At 60.3% G+C, this 19,529-nt stretch carries 22 protein-coding genes; 14 read left to right on the top strand and 8 right to left on the bottom strand.

Translation table 11 applies throughout. The features are described 5' to 3' along the window. The 6 genes from HZ99_RS11015 to metG form a co-directional block, all read right to left on the bottom strand. Nucleotides 1-504, bottom strand: coding sequence for an Rnf-Nqr domain containing protein (locus tag HZ99_RS11015; protein ID WP_038442985.1), 504 nt, complete (start codon nt 502-504; stop codon nt 1-3). Beyond that, a complete protein-coding gene (locus HZ99_RS11010) occupies nt 497-1,102 on the bottom strand; it encodes an RnfABCDGE type electron transport complex subunit G (RefSeq protein WP_038442984.1) in 606 nt (201 codons plus the stop codon). Before HZ99_RS11010 ends, HZ99_RS11015 begins: the two co-directional genes overlap by 8 nt. Next, nucleotides 1,099-2,064, bottom strand: coding sequence for an RnfABCDGE type electron transport complex subunit D (locus tag HZ99_RS11005; protein WP_038442983.1), 966 nt, complete (start codon nt 2,062-2,064; stop codon nt 1,099-1,101). The genes HZ99_RS11010 and HZ99_RS11005 overlap by 4 nt, the downstream gene beginning before the upstream one ends. Next, entirely contained in the window at nt 2,051-3,256 is a 1,206-nt protein-coding gene (rsxB, locus tag HZ99_RS11000; RefSeq protein WP_038442982.1) for an electron transport complex subunit RsxB, read from the bottom strand. Before rsxB ends, HZ99_RS11005 begins: the two co-directional genes overlap by 14 nt. After that, nucleotides 3,253-3,804, bottom strand: coding sequence for an Rnf-Nqr domain containing protein (locus HZ99_RS10995; RefSeq protein WP_038442981.1), 552 nt, complete (start codon nt 3,802-3,804; stop codon nt 3,253-3,255). Before HZ99_RS10995 ends, rsxB begins: the two co-directional genes overlap by 4 nt. A 108-nt stretch (nt 3,805-3,912) precedes the next feature. Further along, nucleotides 3,913-5,964 (bottom strand): methionine--tRNA ligase, encoded by a 2,052-nt coding sequence (gene metG, locus HZ99_RS10990; protein ID WP_038442980.1) that lies wholly within the window; start codon nt 5,962-5,964, stop codon nt 3,913-3,915. Nucleotides 5,965-6,135: 171 nt separating this feature from the next. Between metG and apbC the strand changes: the two genes are divergently transcribed. Beyond that, on the top strand, nt 6,136-7,230 hold the full coding sequence (gene apbC / locus HZ99_RS10985; protein ID WP_038442979.1) for an iron-sulfur cluster carrier protein ApbC: 1,095 nt from the start codon (nt 6,136-6,138) through the stop codon (nt 7,228-7,230). Nucleotides 7,231-7,728: 498 nt separating this feature from the next. On the opposite strand, the gene fdxA is transcribed toward apbC, so the two are convergent. Together fdxA and mutS are read right to left on the bottom strand one after the other, a co-directional pair. Beyond that, nucleotides 7,729-8,052, bottom strand: a complete 324-nt coding sequence (gene fdxA / locus HZ99_RS10980; RefSeq protein WP_038442978.1) for a ferredoxin FdxA — start codon at nt 8,050-8,052, stop codon at nt 7,729-7,731. Between the two features lie 142 nt (nt 8,053-8,194). Then, nucleotides 8,195-10,786: a DNA mismatch repair protein MutS gene (mutS, locus tag HZ99_RS10975; RefSeq protein WP_038442976.1), complete on the bottom strand. Its 2,592-nt coding sequence runs from the start codon at nt 10,784-10,786 to the stop codon at nt 8,195-8,197. 198 nt (nt 10,787-10,984) lie between these two features. Here mutS and HZ99_RS10970 point away from each other — a divergent pair, with 198 nt between their 5' ends. The 13 genes from HZ99_RS10970 (at nt 10,985) to HZ99_RS10910 (ending at nt 19,416) form a co-directional block, all read left to right on the top strand. Next, a complete protein-coding gene (locus HZ99_RS10970; protein WP_080727704.1) occupies nt 10,985-11,713 on the top strand; it encodes a LexA family transcriptional regulator in 729 nt (242 codons plus the stop codon). Nucleotides 11,714-12,313: 600 nt separating this feature from the next. Next, nucleotides 12,314-12,646: a phage holin family protein gene (locus HZ99_RS10965; protein WP_032858418.1), complete on the top strand. Its 333-nt coding sequence runs from the start codon at nt 12,314-12,316 to the stop codon at nt 12,644-12,646. A gap of 21 nt (nt 12,647-12,667) precedes the next feature. Beyond that, on the top strand, nt 12,668-13,180 hold the full coding sequence (locus HZ99_RS10960; protein WP_038442974.1) for a hypothetical protein: 513 nt from the start codon (nt 12,668-12,670) through the stop codon (nt 13,178-13,180). Nucleotides 13,181-13,183: 3 nt separating this feature from the next. Beyond that, complete coding sequence (locus tag HZ99_RS10955; protein WP_038442972.1) at nt 13,184-13,795, top strand: phage baseplate assembly protein V; 612 nt, start codon at nt 13,184-13,186, stop codon at nt 13,793-13,795. Between the two features lie 9 nt (nt 13,796-13,804). Next, nucleotides 13,805-14,137 carry a phage baseplate protein gene (locus HZ99_RS10950; protein ID WP_038442971.1) on the top strand — a complete coding sequence of 111 codons (333 nt, stop codon included), beginning with the start codon at nt 13,805-13,807 and terminating at the stop codon, nt 14,135-14,137. Continuing rightward, nucleotides 14,134-15,129, top strand: a complete 996-nt coding sequence (locus HZ99_RS10945) for a baseplate J/gp47 family protein (protein WP_038442969.1) — start codon at nt 14,134-14,136, stop codon at nt 15,127-15,129. The genes HZ99_RS10950 and HZ99_RS10945 overlap by 4 nt, the downstream gene beginning before the upstream one ends. After that, on the top strand, nt 15,126-15,761 hold the full coding sequence (locus HZ99_RS10940; RefSeq protein WP_038442968.1) for a phage tail protein I: 636 nt from the start codon (nt 15,126-15,128) through the stop codon (nt 15,759-15,761). Before HZ99_RS10945 ends, HZ99_RS10940 begins: the two co-directional genes overlap by 4 nt. Beyond that, nucleotides 15,758-16,288, top strand: coding sequence for a phage tail protein (locus tag HZ99_RS10935; RefSeq protein WP_038442967.1), 531 nt, complete (start codon nt 15,758-15,760; stop codon nt 16,286-16,288). The genes HZ99_RS10940 and HZ99_RS10935 overlap by 4 nt, the downstream gene beginning before the upstream one ends. A 39-nt stretch (nt 16,289-16,327) precedes the next feature. Next, nucleotides 16,328-17,173, top strand: coding sequence for a hypothetical protein (locus tag HZ99_RS10930; RefSeq protein WP_038442965.1), 846 nt, complete (start codon nt 16,328-16,330; stop codon nt 17,171-17,173). 2 nt (nt 17,174-17,175) lie between these two features. Continuing rightward, nucleotides 17,176-17,445, top strand: coding sequence for a ubiquitin-associated domain-containing protein (locus tag HZ99_RS10925; RefSeq protein ID WP_038442964.1), 270 nt, complete (start codon nt 17,176-17,178; stop codon nt 17,443-17,445). Between the two features lie 92 nt (nt 17,446-17,537). After that, on the top strand, nt 17,538-17,741 hold the full coding sequence (locus tag HZ99_RS10920; RefSeq protein ID WP_038442963.1) for a hypothetical protein: 204 nt from the start codon (nt 17,538-17,540) through the stop codon (nt 17,739-17,741). 2 nt (nt 17,742-17,743) lie between these two features. After that, nucleotides 17,744-18,910 (top strand): tail protein, encoded by a 1,167-nt coding sequence (locus HZ99_RS10915; RefSeq protein ID WP_038442962.1) that lies wholly within the window; start codon nt 17,744-17,746, stop codon nt 18,908-18,910. Further along, on the top strand, nt 18,910-19,416 hold the full coding sequence (locus HZ99_RS10910) for a phage major tail tube protein (RefSeq protein WP_038442961.1): 507 nt from the start codon (nt 18,910-18,912) through the stop codon (nt 19,414-19,416). The genes HZ99_RS10915 and HZ99_RS10910 overlap by 1 nt, the downstream gene beginning before the upstream one ends. The last annotated feature ends 113 nt before the right edge of the window (nt 19,417-19,529 follow it).

Below are 19,529 nucleotides of genomic sequence, written 5' to 3'. Positions count from 1 at the left end.
TCAGTGTGGTTTGCGGCGTTGAGTCCTGGCTTGCCACCCGGCAAGCAGCAACCCGAGCAGGATAAACCCTGTGGGGGCGAGGATGGCGATGTTACTGCCCAGTAGCAGGCGCAGTAGGGTAATTGCAACCAGCAATCCGGCGGATAAGGCGAACAGCTCAAGCCGCGCCCTGCGCTGGTTGGTGGCGAACAGGCCCTCATGCTCAAGCAGTACGCATTGCATACCGATCAGCGCCAGGTAGGCCCCCAGGTCTGTAGAAGGGCCAAAGGCCAGGGCCTGCGCCCCCAAGTGTGCGCAACTGCCCCAGGTGGTGGCCAGCAACACATTAGCAGTCATCCGCCAGTAGCCATTGAGGCGATTGCGCACCCAGCCGCAGCTCCAGCCATGCACGGTCAAGGTCAGCGCCCACAGGGCCCAGAAGGCTGCGGCGCTCGCCAGCGTGGCACTGAGACCCAGCAGGGCAGGCAGCAGCAACAGGCTGGCGAGGGCGAACGGCCTAGTCATGGCTGGTGGTCTCCAGCAGCGTCTGGCGATGCTCGTCAAAGTAACGCAAGGCATCATGGAGCGCATTGATCACCGCACGGGACGTGATGGTCGCACCGGCCATCTGATCGAACTGGCCGCGGTCTTTCTTCAGCGCCCAAGCCGGTGGATTCTCCCGCGACAGGCCCTTGAACGAGGCCAGCCACGCGTTGCCGGGTTCACCGATGTGCCCGCCCAGGCTCGGCGTTTCCGCGTGCGCCAGGGTCTTTACGCCGAGTAACTTGGCGTTGCGGTCGATGGCAATCAGCAATTCGATGCGCCCACCATAGCCATTGACCTGTGAGCGCAGCACAACAACATTGGGTTTGCCGGCCAAGCTCGCGAGGTAGCCACCCAGCAGTTGACTGTTGTCCAGCACGCTTGGCGTGATACCTAGAGGGCGCTCCAGTGGTTGATTGTCATAGCTGCCAACGGGCAGCACATCCAGCAGCGCCTGACTTTGCATCTCACGCTGTTGCGCGGCAATCGGCTTGGCGGTCATCTGCTGTAGGCCAACCGTCAGGCCCACTGCGCCGACGGCGATCAGCAGCACGATCACGGCTTGAGAGGCGTGCTTCATGTATCCACCGCCTGTGACCGCGTCCAGCGCTCCAATGCCGGTACGGCCAGGTTCATCATTAGCACTGCGAACGCCACGCCATCCGGGTAGCTGCCCCAGGTGCGGATCAGGTAGGTCAGCAATCCCACGCCCACACCAAACAGCAAGCGTGCCCGCGCACTTTTCGCGCCCGACACTGGCTCGGTGACGATAAAGAACGCCCCGAGCATGGTGGCTCCGGTCAATAGATGAAACAACGGCGAACCGTGGGAGTCCGAACCCGAGCCGTTCCAGCACAACAGACTGATGACAAACAAGCTGGCGAGCATGCCCACCGGAGCGTGCCAGCTGAAGACCCGTTGTTGCAGTAAAAAGAGGCCGCCGGCGAGAAATGCCAGGTTCACCCACTCGCTGCCTTTACCGGCGACCTGGCCGAAAGCCGGGTTGCGGGCAAACAGCTCATCGACGGTCAGGCTGTTATTGATGCGCAAGGCATCCAGCGCCGTGGCCCGGGCCCATGCATCAGCGGTCTCGCCGTGCAGGCCGAGCACTTGTTGCAGGCCTGCCAGCAGGTCAAAATCGTGGGATGCTGGCCAGTGGGTCATTGGCTGGGGGAAGGCCAGCAGCATCAGCGCATAACCGACCATGGCCGGGTTGAAGGGGTTCTGCTTGCCGCCATACAGGTGTTTACCCAATAGCAATGCACTGCTGACGGCGCCCAGGCATATCCACCATGGGCAATAAGGTGGTAGCGCCAGGGCCAGCAACACCGCACTGACCAGACCGCTCAGGTCGCGCGAGCCTTGCTCGTGCAACCGGCGTATCCCTGCCTCCACTGCCCAGGCACAGGTGCCCGCCAGCAACAGATTGATCAACACGCCCCAGCCATACAGCCAGAACAGCACGAGCAAGCCGGGTATTGCGGCCATTAACAGGCGCTGCATGGCCTGTTGCTGGCGCTGGACAACTTCAGGCACCGACATGTTTATCCACCAACCGTTGGGCATCGGCCAGTCGTTGCCTGGCGCTCATCAGCTCGGTTGTACTGCTGTCGGGCTGGCGCTCGAGTCTGCTCAGGTCGGCGCGAGCATAGGCCAGCGCCGTCTTCAAGTGGCGAAGCTGGCTGTCGATGGGCCGCTTCTCGATACGTTGCAGGTCAGGCCGGGGCTGGTCGGACCTTTCTTCGGCCGCGTGCAAGGCCTGTTCAGCGGCGGCCAGGGCTGCGCCCAGTGTGGCCAGTTGTTCGGCACCGGCGAGGGTGTCCTGGGCTTTTTTCAGCTCGGCGCGACGCATGGCCAGCTGGATTTTTGCCCGCTTGAGCTCGGGATCTTTACTGGCCTGCGGGATCGCTGCGGGAGGGACGTTGATTTCGAGTGCGGCCAGGGCCTGTTCGGCGGATTCAAATTGCTGCTGCAGGGTGATCAACTGCGACTGCTGATCAAAGGTCGGCGGATGACCAAACGCTTTCAGTGACTTGTGCAATTGTGCCCGGCTCATCGCCAGGTTGACCTTGGCCTTTTTTAACGCAGCGTCGGTATCTGCGGCTTTTTGCGCGCGCACGCGTTCGACGGCGGCCTGTAGGGGATCGCTGTTGAACTCTGCGCTGGGGACCGGGCGTTTGCTGCGGGCCAGGCGTTCCGCCAGCTTGTGCTCTTCTTCGCGTTGGAGTCGCGCATTGCGCTGTTCGAAGCGGCGCCTGGCGCGATCACGCTTGGTCGCACGCGCCTGATGCTCTTCGGCGGTGCTGGCGTAGCCCGCGACAATCGGCAGCACTGTGTGGGGCAGTGGCAGCATGTCGATGCAATCCACCGGGCAAGGCGCGACACACAAGTCGCAGCCGGTGCATTCATCAACGATCACGGTGTGCATCAGCTTGGCCGCGCCGACAATCGCATCCACCGGGCAGGCCTGGATGCACTTGGTGCAGCCGATGCACTCGGCCTCGCGGATAAACGCAATCTGCGCGGGGGCCTCGCCACGGGTGCTGTCCAGCTTCAGGGGCAGCAGGTCCAACAGCTGCGCCAGCTCGGCAATGGTTTGCGTGCCGCCCGGCGGGCACTTGTTGATGGCCTCGCCCTGGGCGATACCCTCGGCGTAGGGGCGGCAACCTGGGTGCCCGCATTTGCCGCATTGGGTCTGGGGCAGCAGGGCGTCGATACGTTGAATCAGGCTCATGGTTTGATCATTGCGTTTAAGCCCAGGAACGCCACGGCCAGTAGCCCGGCACTCAGCAGGTCCACGGGCAGGCCTTTGAAGGGCCGGGGGATATCGTTTTCGTCTATTCGCTGGCGCAGGTCGTTGAACAGACTGAGGGTCAGCCAGAACGCCGGGCCGATGCCCAGGCTATAGATCAGCTTGCTGGCAGTGCCCGGGCTAAGGAGTGCCACGCTGAGTACGCCGGTGCTAGCCAGCATCGGTACCCATAATCCATCGAAGGGCAGTGCGGGCACGCAGCGGGAAAGCCCATTCAGCAACGGCTGGCTCAACAGGACCACCACGGGCACATGGGCAAACAGCCATAACGCGTCCAACGCCAAAGGTTGCAATACAAAGTGATCAAGCAGATAGCCGCAGATGCCGCTGAAGACGACCAACAGCGTGGTCGCCAACCCGAGGGCATGCACCCGCCGTCGCTCCAGCCGGGGATCAACAGGCAGCGACAGACGCAGCACGTACTGGCTGATCAGGGCGGCGCTGAGAAGGGCGACAAGCATTTCGGTCATGGTCGGGCCGGTTAAGCAAACAGAGCCTGATTATCCGGCAAGCAGGGAGAGGGTACTAGCGCAAACCGCCCTGTCGCGGCCAATCACCGCAACAGGGCAGGTGTGAGGTCACTTGATGCGTTGGCCAGGCTTGGCGCCGCTGTCGGGGCTGAGCAGGTAGATTTCTTCACCGCCGGGACCTGCCGCCATCACCATGCCCTCCGAGATGCCGAACTTCATTTTCCGTGGCTTGAGGTTGGCGATCATCATGGTCAGGCGACCGTCGAGTTTGGACGGGTCCGGGTAGGCACTCTTGATCCCGGAGAACACGTTGCGTTGCTCGTCACCGATATCCAGGGTCAGGCGCAACAGCTTGTCGGCGCCTTCCACGGCTTCGGCCTTGATGATCAGCGCGACCCGCAGATCCACCGCAGCGAACGCATCGAAATCGATTTCCGGCGACAGCGGATCCTTGGCCAATTCGCCATTGCCCGCTGGGGCAGCTTCGCCGGTGTCGGTCTGGCTGGCGGTCAGGTCTTCCTTGGAGGCGTCCGTCATGGCCTGTACCTTGACCGGGTCGATACGGGTCATTAGCGGCTTGAACTCGTTGAGTTGATGGTTGTTGAGCAGGCTGGCGTGGTCATTCCAGGTCAACGGAGCGACGTTGAGGAACGCCTCGGCGTCAGCGGCCAGCAACGGCAGCACCGGCTTGAGGAAGATCACCAACTGGCGGAACAGGTTGATGCCGGTGGCGCAGATGGCCTGGACTTCATCCTGCTTGCCTTCCTGCTTGTTCAGCGACCACGGTGCCTTGTCGGCGATCCAGGCGTTGGCGCGATCGGCCAGGCCCATGATCTCGCGCATGGCGCGGGCAAAGTCGCGGGCTTCATAGGCGTCGGCAATGCTTGGCGCAGCGGCCAGGAAGGCGTCGGTCAGCTCCGGCGCGGCGTTGACCGGCACCATCATGCCGGCGTTGCCCTTGTGGATGAATCCGGCGCAACGGCTGGCGATGTTGACCACCTTACCCACCAGGTCCGAGTTGACCTTCTGTACGAAGTCTTCCAGGTTCAGGTCCAGGTCGTCGACGCCACGGCCCAGCTTGGACGCGTAGTAGTAGCGCAGGTATTCCGGCGACAGGTGGTCCAGGTAGGTGCGCGCCTTGATAAAGGTGCCACGGGACTTGGACATCTTCTGGCCATTGACTGTGAGGTAGCCGTGTACGGCGATGCCGGTCGGCTTGCGGTAGCCCGAGCCTTCGAGCATGGCCGGCCAGAACAGGGCGTGGAAGTTGACGATGTCCTTGCCGATGAAGTGGTACAGCTCGGCAGTGGAGTCCTTGCCCCAGAACGCATCGAAATCAAGCGCAGGCGTACGGTCGCAGAGGTTCTTGAAGCTGGCCATGTAGCCGATCGGCGCGTCCAGCCATACATAGAAGTACTTGCCCGGCTCGTCGGGGATCTCGAAGCCGAAGTACGGCGCATCGCGGGAGATGTCCCACTGTTGCAGGCCGGCATCCAGCCATTCGGCGATCTTGTTTGCCACGGCGTCCTGCAGGGTGCCACTGCGGGTCCAGGTTTGCAGCATCTCCTGGAAATCCGGGAGTTTGAAGAAGAAGTGCTGGGAATCCTTGAGTACCGGGGTGGCGCCCGAGATCGCTGACTTCGGATCCTTCAGGTCGGTCGGCGCATAGGTAGCGCCGCATTTTTCGCAGTTGTCGCCGTACTGGTCTTCGGTTCCGCACTTGGGGCAGGTGCCCTTGATGAAGCGGTCGGCCAGGAACATTTTCTTTTCCGGGTCGAAATACTGGGTGATCGAGCGAGTGGCGATGTGCCCAGCGTCACGCAGTTTCAGGTAGATCTGGCTCGACAGCTCGCGGTTTTCTTCGGCGTGGGTCGAGTGGAAGTTGTCGAAGTCCACCAGGAACTCGGCAAAGTCGGCGCTATGTTCAGCCTGGACGTTGGCGATCAGTTGTTCCGGGGTGATGCCTTCCTTTTCGGCGCGCAACATGATGGCCGAACCGTGGGCGTCGTCCGCGCAGACATAAATGCATTGATTGCCGCGATGCTTCTGGAAGCGCACCCACATATCGGTCTGGATGTACTCAAGCATATGGCCAAGATGGATGGAACCATTGGCATAGGGCAGGGCGCTGGTGACGAGGATCTTGCGTGGCTCGGACATGGGGCTCGGCTACTTGATGAAACGGAGGTCGGCCACTATAAAGCGCCGGGAAATTTATTTCACCCCGTGAGGCTGTTTCAGCGTTTTCCAATGTCGCGAAAGCATGCCCCTCGCGCCTCGGAACGGTTAGGATAGCCGCCTGTTTTAGTCTGTCTTTTCCGGGAGTAGCCCATGAGCGCCGTCAATCGCGCAGCGGTGGAAGCCGTTCTTCGCCAGTACACCGACCCTTACCTGAACCAGGACCCGGTCAGCGCCGGCTGTGTCCGGGCCATTGATGTACAGGGCGACCGGGTCACGGTCCAGCTTGAACTGGGCTACGCCGCAGGCCTGTTCAAGAGTGGCTGGGCGCAGATGCTGCAAATGGCCATCGAAGGCCTGGACGGTGTGCGCTCGGCCAATGTCGATATCCAGTGCGTGATTGCTGCACACAAGGCCCAGGCGCAGATCCCAGGCCTGGCCAACGTCAAGAACGTGGTGGCCGTGGCGTCCGGCAAGGGGGGGGTGGGCAAGTCGACCACCGCGGCCAACCTGGCCCTGGCCCTGGCCCGTGAAGGGGCACGGGTGGGGATTCTCGACGCCGATATCTATGGCCCCAGCCAAGGCGTGATGTTCGGCATTGCCGAAGGTTCGCGACCGAAGATCAAGGACCAGAAGTGGTTCGTGCCGATCCAGGCCCATGGTGTGGAAGTCATGTCGATGGCGTTCCTGACGGATGACAACACGCCGATGGTCTGGCGTGGGCCGATGGTGTCCGGGGCCTTGATGCAGTTGGTGATGCAGACAGACTGGGGCAACCTGGACTACCTGGTGATCGATATGCCGCCGGGCACCGGCGATATCCAGCTGACCCTGGCGCAAAAAGTACCGGTGGCTGGCTCGGTGATTGTCACCACGCCCCAGGACCTGGCGCTGCTCGACGCACGCAAGGGCGTGGAGATGTTCCGCAAGGTCAACATCCCGGTGCTGGGTGTGGTGGAAAACATGGCGGTGCACATCTGTTCCAACTGCGGCCATGCCGAGCATTTGTTTGGTGAAGGCGGCGGCGAGAAGCTTGCGACCCAATATGGCGTTGAGCTCCTGGCGTCGTTGCCGCTGTCGATGGGCATTCGTGAGCAAGCCGATGGCGGCAGGCCGACGGTGATCGCCGAGCCCGATGGGCAGATCGCCATGGTTTACCAGGAACTGGCCCGCCACGTGGGTGCGCGGATTGTCTTGCAGGAAGCCGGTTCCCAGGCAATGCCGACCATCACTGTCAGCGACGACTGATCGGCCTGAAGGTATAGAAGCCTCGACCCTGTCGGGGCTTTTTAATGTCTGGCGTAAACCTTTTGGGAGGCGGAGTGCGCATTTCCCTAATGGGCGGTGTAAGCATTCGCTTACTTTTTCGTAAGTGTTTGGTTTTTTAACCGCGCCGGGATGCCTCGAATCACTCGGATATATTTCTATATTATTGAAAAATAACATTTATTTTTTGATTGGCGAACGCCGTAGCGGGTTGTGCTTGAGAATGGATCCCGTTGAACTTGTTCGGGAAGTCTCTAATATCAGCCCTGTGTCCACGGACTGACACAGTCATCAAGGAACGATGACTCAGGGAACCTCGCAGGATGCGATTCATCAGGATGATGAAAAGGAACACAGGGACTAGGGAAAAAATGTGGGCGGGTCAAACCGCCCCTTTTTTTTGCCTGTAGAAAAGTGAACCACCAGCCTCCAGAAACGCAAAAAGGCCCGCAAGGGGCCTTTTGGAGAGGCGCGAGGCGATCAGCGTTCGAGGTCTTTGATCTTGCCTTTTACGCCATCCCACTCGGCTGCGTCTGGCAGCGAGTCTTTCTTCTCAGTGATGTTTGGCCAGATTTCCGCCAGCTCGACGTTCAACTGAATAAATTCCTGCATCTCATCCGGGACTTCATCCTCGGAGAAAATCGCAACGGCCGGGCATTCCGGCTCACACAGGGCGCAGTCAATGCACTCATCCGGGTGGATTACCAGGAAGTTCGGCCCTTCGTAAAAGCAGTCCACCGGACACACTTCTACGCAGTCGGTGTACTTGCACTTGATGCAGTTGTCGGTGACGACGAAGGTCATTTCTAATTCTCTCCTCAGGCGGCGGCAGCGAAACCCCTTGTGGCAGGGTTCGCGAGGTTCGGGAGCGATAGTCTGCAGGCCAGGCTAAAAGCCCGCAGCATCCCAAACCGCGCGAGAGTCTACCAGCTTGCAAGCGTCTGCGTTATATCCGAGTCTTCAGTGCATATAACATTTCGAGCGCTTTGCGCGGTGTCAAGTCATCCAGGTCAAGCTTTGCCAACTCATCCAGCACGGGATGGGGCAGGCTGGCGAACAGATCGCTCTGGTGTGGTGCCGCAGGTTTGCTGGCGGCCTTGGCTGGGCTGGCAACTACGGTTTCATGGGGAAGGGCCGTGGTTTCCAGGCGGCTGAGATGCTCGCGGGCACGCAGGATCACGTCGTTCGGCACACCGGCCAGTTGCGCCACGGCCAGGCCGTAACTCTGGCTGGCCGGGCCTGGCAGCACATGGTGCAGGAATACGATGCGTTCATTGTGCTCGGTGGCATTGAGATGCACGTTGGCCACCAGTGGCTCGCTTTCCGGCAGTACGGTCAGTTCAAAGTAGTGGGTGGCGAACAGCGTATAGGCTCGCAAGTGCGCCAAGCGCTCGGCGGCGGCCCAGGCCAGGGACAAACCGTCGAATGTACTGGTGCCGCGCCCCACTTCATCCATCAGCACCAGGCTGCGGTCGGTGGCGTTGTGCAGGATGTTGGCGGTTTCGCTCATTTCCACCATAAAGGTCGAACGGCCACCGGCCAGGTCGTCGCTGGAGCCGATACGGGTAAAGATGCGGTCTACCAGGGACAACTCGCAACTGGCCGCCGGCACGAAGCTGCCGATATGCGCCAGCAACACGATCAATGCAGTCTGGCGCATGTAGGTGGATTTACCGCCCATGTTCGGACCGGTGATCACCAGCATCCGCTTATCGTCATCCAGCGACAGGTCGTTGGCCACGAATGGCGTGGTCAGCACTTGCTCCACCACCGGATGGCGACCCTGCACGATGCGCATGCACGGTTCGCTGACAAAGCGTGGACAGTTCAGGTCAAGGTTGAGGGCGCGTTCCCCCAGGTTGCTCAATACATCCAGCTCGGCCAGGGCCGCGGCCGTGTCCTGCAGCGGTGCCAGCTTGCCGATCAGGTCTTCGAGCAAGGCCTCATAGAGCATCTTTTCCCGGGCCAGGGCGCGGCTCTTGGCCGACAGCGCCTTGTCTTCGAATTCCTTCAGCTCGGGTGTGATGAAGCGTTCGGCGCCCTTGAGTGTCTGGCGGCGCTGGTAATCGATAGGCGCCTGTTCGGCCTGCTTGCTCGGCAACTCAATAAAGTAGCCGTGCACGCGGTTGTAGCCGACTTTCAGGTTGGCCAGGCCGGTGCGGGCTTTTTCGCGGGCTTCCAGGTCAATCAAGAACTGCCCGGCGTTCTCGCTCAAGGCTTGCAGCTCGTCCAGCTCACTGTCGTAACCGGTCTTGAGCACGCCACCGTCGCGGATGATAGCGGGCGGGTTGTCGATAATGGCTTTTTCCAGCAGCGCAGCCAGTTCGGGGTAGGTGCTGGCCGTGACGGCAAGTTGCTGCAGGTGCGGCGCTTCCAGCTCGGTCATCGCCTGTTGCAGCTCAGGCAGTACGCCCAGCGCGTCACGCAGGCGCGCCAGGTCGCGCGGGCGGGCATTGCGCAGGCCGATGCGCGCGAGAATCCGCTCGATATCGCCGATTTCCTTGAGCTGCGGTTGCAGCTTTTCAAAACGGTAGCCGTCCAGCAGGCAGGTAATGGACGACTGGCGTGCCTGTAGCACGATCAGGTCGCGCAGCGGGCGATTCAGCCAGCGGGTCAGCAGGCGGCTGCCCATGGCGGTCTGGCACCGGTCGACTACCGACTGCAGAGTATTGTCGCGCCCACCGGCCAGGTTGGTATCCAGTTCCAGGTTGCGTCGGCTGGCACCATCGAGCACCACCGTATCGTCCAGGCGTTCATGGCGCAGGCTGCGCAAATGCGGCAGGGCGGTGCGTTGGGTTTCCTTGGCGTAATTGAGCAGGCAGCCAGCGGCGCCAATGGCCAGGGTTAGGGTCTCGCAACCAAAACCCTTCAGGTCTTGCACGGAGAATTGCTGGCACAGACTTTTCAGCGCCGAATCGCGCTCAAAATCCCACGGCGCACGGCGTTTGGTCCCACGGCGTTTTTCCGCCGGCAAATCCTTGGGCCAGTCATCCGGAATCATCAGCTCCACCGGGTTGATCCGCTCCAGTTCCGCCAGCAGGTTTTCCCAGCCCTTGATTTCCAGGACCGTGAAATTGCCACTGGTGATATCCAGCACCGCCAGGCCAAACAGCCGCTCATCCCCCAGCACCGCCGCGATCAGGTTGTCGCGGCGCTCATCCAGCAGCGCTTCATCACTCACCGTTCCAGGGGTAATGATCCGCACCACCTGGCGTTCCACCGGCCCCTTGCTGGTCGCCGGGTCGCCGATCTGCTCGCAGATCACCACCGACTCCCCCAGCTTGACCAACTTGGCCAGGTAACCTTCCAGCGAATGATAAGGAATCCCACACATCGGAATCGCCTGCCCAGCCGACTGCCCGCGCGCGGTCAGGGTGATGTCCAACAGCTTGGCGGCCTTCTTCGCATCTTCGTAGAAGATCTCGTAGAAGTCGCCCATGCGATAGAACATCAACTGATCAGGGTGCTGGTTTTTCAGGCGCCAGTACTGCTGCATCATGGGGGTGTGGGAGGACAGATCGGAAGTGTTTTTACTCATTGGATAGTAGGCAGATTCGTTGAAAGTGATGGGGCAAAGGGGGCGCTTGGCCCAGCATTTTTTGCGATGGCGGCAAGGTTAACATGCAAGGTCAGTGCTTCGCAGTTCACAAACAGCCCGGTACAACGGCACACCCCATGCACAAGATATGCAAATTAGCATTTGCCATCCCCAAAAACTCCCGTCACTATCCCCGTTATGCAAAAACGCAACGTTTCAATTGTCTTAAGAGAGCTGCTCGATCGCGACGGGATCTCCCCCACGGAGCTTCACCGGCGTACCGGCGTGCCTCAATCCACCCTGTCCCGGATTCTCAGCGGCAAGATCGTTGATCCGTCGGACAAGCACATCTCGCGTATCGCTGATTACTTTCGTGTGAGCACCGACCAGCTGCGCGGTCGCGCGGCGGCGGCGTGGCAGGGAGCGCGCGACCCGATGCATTCGGAGCTCAAGGATATAAGCCTGTGGGATGACGACACGCCCGTTAATGATGACGAGGTGTCGATCCCCTTTTTGCGCGAGGTTGAATTGGCTGCTGGATCAGGAAGATTCGTCATCGAGGAAAGCGAGAAGGCCAGCCTGCGGTTCGGCAAGCGCAGCCTGCGGCATAACGGTGTGCAGTTCGACCAGGCCAAGTGTGTGACGGTACGCGGCAACAGCATGCTGCCGGTGTTGCGCGACGGGGCGACGGTGGGGGTGAATGCGGGCAAGAGCGGGATCGGCGATATCGTGGATGGTGATCTGTATGCCATCAACCACAACGGCCAGTTGCGGGTCAAACAGCTCTATCGCCTGCCGTCGGGGATCCGCCTGCGCAGCTTCAATCGTGATGAGCATCCGGATGAGGACTACAGCTTTCAGGATATTCAAGAGGAGCAGATCAGCATCCTCGGTCATGTTTTCTGGTGGGGCATGTACGCTCGCTAACCCTTCTCTGTAAGAAACAGCCCGCCCAAGAGCGGGCTTTTTTTCGCCTGTGGAAAATCGCCAAGTGCCCGACATTCCAGGATTTATGCGCTGTCGCATTGAATTTGCAAAATTAAATGCATTTATGCATTGACTGTATATGCATGCATGCATATTCTTCATCTCAAGCCAGCCAACAAGGCCTGGTGGAGGCGGCAAGGATGCTGCCAGGGAAGACAGGGAAAGCACGCAACACTGGCATGGACGCCACTGAGTGGTGGCAAGGACGCCAGGCAATACCGGCAAGGATGCCGACGCTCTTTAGTTTCACGGTTTCACCACAGGCAGCGATGGACCGGCCTTGACGGTCCAGAGGGTTGGCAACTGACCCGGGTGTGCAGCGTAAAGCACCAGAAGCAGTTATCCGGCAGACAGGGATCGTGGTCGGAAAAACATCGAGGAAAGATCCGTACCGCGCCAGTAGCGCCGAAAGATCGCAAGGACCGTATTACTGAAAAGCCCGGGCTACCGGGCTTTTTGGAATGCTTACCGACAAGCCAATCCATCTTTTTATCAAAGCACCGGCCACCTGCCGGTTTTCCGCATTCCAGGAGGCGTGACATGACAAACGAGCAGCAAGCGTTGGCAGAAATGCCTATCTGGCTGGTGATTATTCTGGCCCTGATCGGCGGGGTATCCGGGGAAATGTGGCGCGCCGACAAGGAGGGCGCCCGCGGTTGGTCGCTGGTTCGCCGCCTGGCCCTGCGTTCCGGGGCGTGCATGGTGTGCGGGGTTTCTGCGTTGATGTTGCTGTACGCCGCCGGCATGTCGATCTGGACGGCGGGCGCCCTCGGGTGTTTGACCGCCATGGCTGGTGCCGACGTCGCCATCGGCCTTTACGAGCGCTGGGCCGCCAAGCGCATCGGGGTCAACCAGCCCCCGGATTCAAAGTGATCGTTGCAAGGAAGCCCCACCATGACCCTCATTGAAAAACCTTCACAACTACCGATTGCCGTCGGCCAGGCACTGCGTACAGCGTTTCCCGAACTACGGGTGGGCAGCCCGCCGGGCATTCTGGCGGCGGATGAAACCGGCGTGGCGATCACGGTCGAACGCAATGGCCCGGGCGTACGTTCCCTTGAAGGGCGCAAGGCCCATGTGTTGTCGATTTCGCTCAAGATCATGGCCTTCCAGGGCGCGCAGCCCTTTGATGCCTGTGACCTGGCGAGCCGGCTGATGGACCTGGTGCTGGATAACCGTTGGCAGTTGCCGGCGGCCCAGTGCGATGTGCCGGTGAATATCGTCGCGCTGCCGTCGACCCTGGCTGGGGCCGAAACCAATTACGACAGTTGGACCGTGTCCTTCAACCAGACCCTCTACCTCGGCCCGCCGCTGCTCGACGACCCCACCGGCAAGCCGCTGTTTGCTCGTACCTGGGAAGTGTCAAATATCGATGACCCCGATCAATACCGGCCATTGCAGGAGTAGCCCATGTTCGATGCCCTGTTACGCCTGCAATTGGCGCCCATTGTCGAGCGCCTGGCGCAGATGGAAACCCAGCTGGAAGACCTCTACCGGCGGGCCGAGAGTTTTTGCCGGATCGGCGTGTGCCAGGAGGTGGATGCGGCCAGCAACACCTGCAAGGTCAGCCACGGCGAGTTGCTGACCCCGGCGATTCGCTTTTTCAACCCCAGCGCCGGAGCGCAGACGGAAACGCGCATCCCCACGGTGGGCGAGCAATGCCTGTTGCTCAACTACGGCGGCGGCGAGGGCGGGGGGCAGTCGGTGGCGTTGTTTGGCCTGAACAGTGAGCGCTTCCCGCCACTGTCCAATGTGGCCAGCCTGACGAGCCGGCGTTACCCGGATGGCACGCAAAGCACCTACGACGCCGCCAGTCACGTACTGGATTGGAGCAACGGGCCTACGGCATTCAACGGCTCTCGCGAGCAGGTGCAGATTAGCCTGGGCACCGCCCGTTTGGTCATGACCGCCACCACCGTCAGTGTGCACGTCGGTGCCGTCGGCATGTTGCTGGATGCGTCCGGCGTTCACTTGAGTGGCCCGGTGGTGGACCACCAGGGTCGAGTTATCAGCACGGCATAAGGATTTGCCATGATCGGAATTGAGAGAAACACCGGGGCTGTGGTGGACGACTGGCCGCAATTCGTCCAGCGCGCCACCCGAGCCCTGACTACGCCTTTGGGCACGCGGCAGAAACGCCCGCTCTACGGATCGCTGATCCCGCAACTGTTGGGGCAGAACCTGGGCGACGATCTGTTGATCCTTGCCCAAAGCCACGCCGCCCAGGCCTTTTACAACCCCCAGAACGGCATCGCCGATTTTGTTCCGCAAGTCATCGTCGCCAATCGCCAGGGCGCTGGCCTGTTGCTGCGGTTTGCCGGTACCTGGAAAAACCGCAAGCAATCCTTCGAGGTGGTGACATGAGCATGTTGATCCCTGGGCAGAACCAATTGGCGCCGCCCGACCTGATCGCCGTCGACGAATTCGAGCCGCTGCTCGCACAGTTCAAGGCATTTGTCGTCGACTATGTCGCCGCCCGGGCCCCGCAAAGCGCGGCCAGGCTCAAGGTCAGCCTGGACAACGAAAGCGAGCTGTTGACCCTGGCCCTGGAAGCCTTTTGCGTGCGCCTGCAAACCCATGAGCGCAAGTACAACGCCCGTATCCAGCAGATGCTGGCGTGGTGGGCCACCGGCAGCAACCTGGATGCGCGCCTGGCCGATATGGGCCTGGAACGCCAGGTGCTTGACCCTGGCGACCCGGCGGCATTCCCTCCCGTGCCGCCCACCTTGGAAAGCGATGACGATGCCCGGCTGCGTTACTACCTGGCACCTCATGCGCCGGCAGCCGGTTCGCGTATGCAGTATCGGCGCGAGGTATTCACCCTTGGCGAGCGGCCGGCGGTGAAAGTCCAGGGTACTGCCGCCGGTGTGGTCACGGTCAGCTATACCTTCGACCCGGATGGCTATGCCGCCCAGGTCAAGGACGGCAACGCCCGGCGCACGGCACCTGGGGAAGTGATGGTCACCGTGCTGTCCCGCGCCGGCAATGGCACGCCTTCAACGGATTTGCTTGACGGGGTGCGACGTCATTTCGCCCGGCCCGATGTACGCCCGGAAACCGATTGGGTGACGGTGCAGGGCGCGCAGATCGTGCCGTACAAGATTCGTGTGGTGGCCAGGATCAACGCCGGTCCGGACTCGGGGTTGACGCAAGTGGCGGCCCAGCAGTTGCTGCAGACCTATGCCGAGTCCTGTCATCGCCTGGAAGGGCGTGTGGATCCGAGTTGGATCGACTACACCATCCACACCGCCGGGGCGGTGCAACTGGAGATCCTCGAACCGCTGGCGCCAATTATCACCACGGCGTTCCAGGCTCCGTATTGCACAGGTGTCGAGGTGGAGGTGCGCAGCTTATGAGTGAAGCATCCAGCCTGTTGCCCGCCAACAGCTCACCGCTGGAGAAGGCGCTGGACCTGGGTTTTGGCCGACTGCTCGAACGGGTCGTGCCGCCATTCCCGGCGCTGATGAACCCGCTGCAAACGCCAGCGCCATTCTTGCCTTACCTGGCCGCCGACCGTGGCGTCAGCGAATGGAATGCCTCTGGCGACGAAACCGAAAAACGCCTCACCGTGGCCCTGTCCTGGCAGATCCAGCGCCAGGCCGGTACGCCCCGGGCCTTGAGTCACGCGGTCGAATCCCTTGGGTTCACCCCCAATATCCTGGCCTGGTACCAACAGCACCCGCAGGCCCAGCCCTACACCTTCGACGTGCAGGCGATCATTGGCCGCAGCTGGTCCAGTGGCGATCACAACCGCCTGATCCGCCGCATCAACGCGGCCAAGAGCGAGCGCGACCTGGCCACCATCACCCTGGTGCATGAGGTGCTGGGGGGGCTGCCGATTACCGGCGTCGCCCACCGGGCGCTGAACGACGGCGAACTGTCGCTGTGGGGTGCCTTGCCGGAACTCAAGCTCAGTTCAAGGCTTAACAGTGCGGGCGTCGCCCAGCACTACACCATTAACGACTACGACCTCAGGGCGCAGCCATGACCGATGACATTACGCGCCTGGTGCGCTTCACCTCCAAGGGTTTGGATGAAGTGCTGCAGGCAAAGAACCAAGGCTTGAAAGGCCAAATCACCCACATCGCCGCTGGCACCGGCCGCTACACCCCCACCGGCAACGAAACCGCCCTGCGCGATGAGCGCCAGCGTGTGGCGATTGTGGATTACGAAGACCTGGGCGACCGCCAACTGCGCATGGCTGCACTGTTTGATGGCGATGGCGAGTATGAGATTGGCGAGTTCGGATTTTACCTCGCCAGTGGAACGTTGTTGGCCGTGTATTCGGTGGCGGGGCAGTTGCTGACGTATAAGGCGGCGGCAGCGCGGGTGTTGCAGAAGTTTACGTTGGATATCTCGCCGTTGCCGGCGGATAGCGTGACGATTGTGGTGGGGAGTGAAAATTTGAATGTATTGTTGACCGAGGAAATCGCAGAACTTGCCACCGCCAGTGTTGACAATATGGCTCGGCATGTCGGCGTTCTATTTCGAGTCGTGGCACTGGAAGCCAAGTGACGAGCTGACTTAAAAGATAGGCAATATAGGGAGTTGAATATGAGTATGGAAACTACGATCACTAATTTGGTCGCGGCTGCAAATAAGTTAACCAGTGCGGTGAATGGCAAGGTCGCTGAAATAGATGCTTCTGTTTTAGCTGCGGTACGTGCCATTCCAGAAATGTCGAGGTCGTTTTATATTGATGCGGCCGCCGGTAGTGACCTGGCGTTGGGCTCGATGGAGGCACCTCTTAAATCCATCAAAGAGGCGATGGGGCGATCGAATACTACCCCTTATGTAACGATCTACCTGAAGGCTGCGCAGACACATGAGTATGCGGCGCCTACTGATCAAACGCCTTATTGGTCCGTCGCGAACAAGCTGGTTTTCATGAAATATGGTACGGGGAGCAATCCGGTCTTCTCGCCCAAGGTTGGCGAATATATGGCCGGTAGTTCAAACATTCATTTCTTGTCGCTTGAGGGGGGCAGTGTTTACTTTCGAGTTGTTGATATTGTTATGCCGACTGTGTTGAAGGCAGGCACGTCGGGTTGGTATTCCTTCGGTTCGTCCCTGTTTCATCGCGCACATGGATCCGCTGCTTCAGTACAGGGCTCAGTCACCTTTTCCGGGAATAAGTTGACGTTGGGGGCGGTCAATGTTTTTCATTCGGGGTACTCTGCTAACTATAGAGTGGAATTTACTTACTCTGTTGTAGACGCTGAGTTTTCAACAAAATTTGCTGAGTTGGGTGGTGCGACGATGGTGTTGTCGGTGTTTGCGTCGTCGATTACCCAAAACAAGACTTGGGCGCACCTTGTGACTGGTTTAATCAAGGACTCCGGAGGGAGTTTGTCTAACTTACTTAGTAATGTCGGCAATGTCGTGGCTGCTGGAGTTTGATGATGATCAAAGAATTCAGAGATAAAGATCGGACTTTTTATAACGTGACGGTAGATCAGTTGCTTGACATGGGTTTTTCCAAAACCGAAGTCGACACCGCTTTGCAGATCGAGCAGGCCGCTGATGTGGCTTTCAATCGTCGTCTGGCTTACCGAATAGATTCGGACCCGCTCTATATGGAGTGGCAATACGATCAAACCGAGGCCAACGAGAAAGCGTGGCGAGCAAAGGTCGCCGAAATCAAGGCTCGTTACCCGCTACCGGGCGAGTAACGCGGTAGCAATCACGAACGCCGCGAAAGCGGTTTTTTTTCGCCTCTAAAAAAGCCCTATATCTGGGGCTTTCGCGTTTCTGGAGTACCCCCATGGTCAACCGCCAAACCTACACCGTCCTCATCCCATTCCCCACCGAAGGTGGCCACTGGTCCACCGTCGGCCAGGAGCTGGATCTGTTGGACGTCGAAGCAACCGCCCTGCGTACCGCCGGCCGCCTGGAACTGACCAGCGTGCTGGCTGCCGCCCAAGACACCCCACCGGCCAAGCAGGCCGCTACCCAGAAGGCTGAATAATCATGGCTGAGGTTTTGAACTTCGAGCATAACGGCATCACCGTCAATGCCAGCGAATCCCCTGAGGCCATGGGTGGCCTGGGTGACAACGTGATCGGTCTGGTCGGCACTGCGCCCAATGCGCACCTGTCGGTCCCGAAAAACGCCCCGTTCCGTATCAACAGCTTTACCGCCCAGGCGCTGTTGGACCCGACGGGTGCCGAGTCGGGCACGCTGTTTCATGCGGTGTACCAGATCCTCAAAGTGGTCAAGGTGCCGGTCTATGTGGTGATCGTCGAAGAGGGCAGCACCCCCGCCGATACCCTCAACAACGTGATCGGCGGCAATGAGCCGGTGACCGGTCGCAAACTGGGCCTCGCGGCGCTTGGCAGCGTCCCGGAAGACCTGACCATCATCGGCGCCCCGGGCTTTACCGGGACCAAGGCGGTGGCCTGTGAATTTGCCGCGTTCGGCAAGCGCATCAAGGCCCGTGTGGTGCTGGACGGCAAAGACGCCAGCGTCGCCGAGCAAGTGACCTACAGCGGTGAGCTGGGTGGCGCCGACCTGGGTTTGGACCGCTGCCTGCTGGTGCACAACATGCCGTCGGTGTACTCCAAGGCCGCGAAGAAAAACGTGTTCCTCGCGCCGTCGTCCCTGGCCATCGCCGCCCTGGCCAAGGTCAAGCAATGGGAAAGCCCGGGTAACCAGGTGACTTTCGCTGAAGACGTGTCCCGGGTGGTCGAGTACAACATCCTCGACACCTCCACCGAAGGCGACTTGCTCAACCGCTACGGCGTGAGCTACTACGCCCGCACGATCCTCGGCGGCTTCTCGCTGCTGGGTAACCGCTCCATTACCGGCAAGTTCATCAGCTATGTCGGCCTGGAAGACGCCATCAGCCGCAAGCTGGTCAAGGCCGGGCAGAAAGCCATGGCGCATAACCTGACCAAGTCGTTCATGGACCAGGAGGTCAAGCGCATCAACGACTGGCTGCAAACCCTGGTAGCCGACGAAACCATCCCTGGCGGCAGTGTGTACCTGCACCCGGAGCTCAACAGTGTCGAGAAGTACAAGAACGGCACTTGGTTCATCGTGATCGACTACGGCCGCTACGCACCGAATGAACACATGGTTTATCAACTCAATGCCCGCGATGAAATCATCGAGCAGTTCCTGGAGGACGTTCTCTAATGTTTACCAACCGAGTCAGACAGGCCATTGCGGCCACTCTCCAGGGCCTGCCGTTGTCGGCGACCGTCGAGGAGTTCACCCCGCCGAAGATCGAGTTCGACATGGAAGCCATGGCCGGCGGGCGCTTTATCGCCGAAGAAATGGCCAAGAGCGCCAAGGTACTGAGCGCCAAATTGGTGCTGCAAGGCGCCGGTCCCGAAATCATGCTGGCCCTGGGCGTGCGCTTGGGCGAAGACATCCTGCTCAATGTGCGCGAGGCGGGCCAGGATCAGGATGGCAAGACCTACTTCACCTACCACACCGTCGGCGGCAAGCTTAAATCCCTGGAGGAAGCCAAGCTGAAGATGGGCGACAAGGCCACCACCACCCTGGACCTGTCCTGCCGTACCTACCACCGCCTGGATAACGGTGTGCCGGTGATCGACATCGATGTGCGCACCCAGAAGTTCGTGCTCAACGGCGTCGACATCCTCGGCGATGCCCGGCGCGCGGTCTTGATGCCGTAAGCCTTTTCACCGATCTGAAATAGGCACGGTCAATGTGGGAGCTGGCTTGCCTGCGATTGCATCACCTCTGTTCAACTGAAAGACCGCGTTGTCTGTATCGCAGGCAAGCCAGC

It is taken from the genome of Pseudomonas fluorescens (assembly GCF_000730425.1).
Lineage (GTDB): Bacteria > Pseudomonadota > Gammaproteobacteria > Pseudomonadales > Pseudomonadaceae > Aquipseudomonas > Aquipseudomonas fluorescens_X.
The sequence above is the reverse complement of the archived record's forward strand: the minus strand, read 5'-3'. Positions and strand labels throughout refer to the sequence as shown.